This window comes from Bacteroidota bacterium (assembly GCA_018816945.1).
GTDB lineage: Bacteria > Bacteroidota > Bacteroidia > Bacteroidales.
This window is the reverse complement of the sequence record JAHIVC010000080.1, coordinates 1-3,052: the sequence shown is the minus strand read 5'-3', so window position 1 is coordinate 3,052 and position 3,052 is coordinate 1. Positions and strand designations below refer to the sequence as shown.

3 protein-coding genes are annotated in these 3,052 nt (G+C 35.0%); 2 read left to right on the top strand and 1 reads right to left on the bottom strand.

The features are described from left to right. Nucleotides 1-1,700 (bottom strand): 2-oxoacid:acceptor oxidoreductase subunit alpha (locus KKG99_12460; GenBank protein MBU1013810.1); only part of this gene is annotated, 1,700 nt, incomplete at its 3' end. 370 nt (nt 1,701-2,070) lie between these two features. Here KKG99_12460 and KKG99_12455 point away from each other — a divergent pair. Both KKG99_12455 and KKG99_12450 read left to right on the top strand, forming a co-directional pair. Beyond that, nucleotides 2,071-2,238 carry a 4Fe-4S binding protein gene (locus tag KKG99_12455; GenBank protein MBU1013809.1) on the top strand — a complete coding sequence of 56 codons (168 nt, stop codon included), beginning with the start codon at nt 2,071-2,073 and terminating at the stop codon, nt 2,236-2,238. 164 nt (nt 2,239-2,402) lie between these two features. Then, nucleotides 2,403-3,052: 2-oxoglutarate dehydrogenase E1 component (locus tag KKG99_12450; GenBank protein MBU1013808.1), on the top strand; the 650-nt coding region annotated here is incomplete at its 3' end.

Genomic DNA, 3,052 nt, shown 5'->3' with positions numbered 1-3,052 from the left:
TTTTTGAAATTTTTGAAAATTTCATTTGTATTTTTAGGTAATGGGCTAATATATCTAAAATGTGCCAAACTAACTTTTTTACCTTCTTTTTGCAATTTTTCTACAGCAGTTAGCATCACACCATAAGTGCCACCCCAACTAACAATTAATAAATCACCTTCATCTTCACCAATGATTTCTTGTTCAGGAATATAATTGGCTACTCGCTGAACTTTTTCTTCACGAAGTTTAACCATGGTTTCATGATTGATTGGATCATGAGAAACATTTCCACTAGGATTATCTTTTTCAAGTCCTCCTAGACGATGGCGTAAACCTTCAGTACCTGGAATAGCCCAGAAACGATTTAGTTTTTCGGAATCTCTCCGATAAGGAAGATAATCTGGATCATTCGCCTTGACAATTGGTGGATTAATATCCATCAAGCTAGCTACTTTTGGAATTTTAAACACTTCCGATCCATTCGCTAATGAACCATCAGTCAATAAAATTACAGGAGTCATATGTTCTACAGCCAATTTAGCTGATAAGTATGCAGCATAAAAACAATCAACCGAACTAGCTGCAGCAACAATAATCACAGGACCATCTCCATTACGACCATATAAAGCTTGCATTAAATCTGATTGTTCTGATTTTGTAGGCAATCCTGTTGAAGGACCACCTCGTTGTACATTCACAATTACAATAGGAAGTTCCGTCATCACTGCTAAGCCAATGGCTTCACTTTTCAGTGACAAACCAGGCCCTGATGTAGTTGTAACAGCTAAGGAACCGGCATAACTTGCACCAAGAGATGAACAGATTCCAGCAATTTCGTCCTCCGCTTGAAAAGCTTTCGCACCAAGTGATTTATGTTTTGCAATTTCCTGAAGAATTTCAGTAGCTGGGGTTATAGGATAAGAACCCAGAAAAATTTCAAGTTTTGAACGTTCAGAAGCAGCTAAAAGACCCCAAGCAGTGGCAACATTACCTGTAATATTACGATAGGTTCCTTTTTCTAAGTCAGCAGGTTGAACATTATATACCTGACCAATCACTTCTACGTTTTCAGCATAATTATAACCCGCTTTTAAAACACGTTTATTAGCTTCAACGATGACTGGCTTGGATTTGAATTTCTCTTCAAAAAATTCATTCGTTTTTTCGATTTCACGATTGAAAAGGTATAATACAACACCTAAGGCAAACATGTTTTTACTTTTCAAGGCTACCTTAGCATCTAATCCTAAATCAGCAACTGCTGCAACAGTCATTGTAGAAATTGGAGCTTTGATAAGATTGTAGTCATTCATCGAACCATCCTCCAAAGGATTGGTATCGTAACCTGCTTTCAAAAATCCTTTTTCAATAAAAGTATCTGTGTCAACAATAATTGTTGCATTAGATTTCGCCCATTTCAAAGTAGCTTTTAAGGAAGCTGGATTCATCGCAACCAATACATCTGCATAATCGCCTGATGTATGAATACTGGTATGCCCAAAATGAATCTGGAAACCTGAAACACCAGCCACAGTGCCTTGTGGAGCCCTGATCTCTGCCGGATAATCCGGGAAAGTTGCAAAATCGTTTCCGGCAAATGCCGCTGAATCGGAGAACAATGAACCCGTTAGTTGCATCCCATCACCAGAATCTCCAGCAAATCTTAAAACAACCTCATCCAGTTCAACTATTTGGTTCTTTTTCTTAATATCGCTCATTTTTTTTGTTTAATAAACACAGCAAAGTTACACCATTTATTTTTTTTAAAACCAAGTTTTCATTTACTTTTTTTTAGAAATTTAAGATCCTCAAAATTTGATTAATCACACACATAAACAGCTGGTTTCTTGATGTTTAAATTAAATTCTAATACCAAAGGAATCAAGTATTATACTTGAATAGTTTATAAATTAGATTCTTATGCACCTAAGGAAAGATTTTAAGAGCTCTTTTGAGCCTCAGATTAAACATCCATGACCCTCAGTTATTTAGAATTTATATAAATTAATTTGAGGGGGTTTGATTTATATAAACTGCTTATATTTGCATTATCAATTCATCAAATATTAATAATAAAAACTTAAAATCATGGCTTACAAAATAACTGATGATTGTACCGCTTGTGGTACTTGTATTGACGAATGTCCAGTAGACGCAATTACAGAAGGTGATATCTATGTAATTGATCCTGATATTTGCACTGACTGTGGTTCTTGTGCAGACGTTTGTCCGGTTGAAGCGATTGAACCTGAATAGAGAATTTCTACAGAAAGTAAAATTCATAATGATGTAAAAGTCAGTCGAAATTCGGCTGACTTTTTTTTATTATTTTTATTGTGAATAAATTAACTATACATCCTGTAAATAAGCTATTTAAATAATTCGTAATTTTGCTTATTAAGACTAAAGACAAATAACAAATGGATAGTTTTTCCTATTTAAATACAATTGATCCTGAAATGGTTGAGGATCTTTATCAGAAGTTTTTAAAAGATCCAGATTCTGTTGATCAAAGTTGGAAACTCTTTTTTGATGGATATGAGTTTTCGAGAACCAATTATTCGCAATCCGATAGTGATGTTCGCGTTTATCCCGACGAGTTCAAAGTCATCAATTTAATAAATGACTATCGCCAGCGTGGACATCTCTTCACGGAAACCAATCCTGTACGTAAACGTCGATCCTACGCTCCCACCCTCGATATCGAAAATTATGGATTAACTGCCGCAGATCAAGATAAACTTTTTCAAGCAGGAACAGAATTAGGCATTGGAAGAAGCAGTTTAAAAGATATTGTTTCTCATCTGAAAGAAACCTATTGCAGATCAGTTGGATCTGAATATGAGTACATAAGAAATACAGAAATTGTTAAGTGGATTCAAAACAAAATTGAGTCAAGTAAAAACACTTATCCATTCACTCTTGAAGACAAACATTATATATTAAGGAAACTTGGTAGAGCAGTATTTTTCGAAAAATTTGTACACAAACGATTTCCTGGTCAAAAACGCTTTTCATTAGAAGGAGCCGAATCTTTGATTCCTGCCTTGGATGCAATCATGGAGTTAGG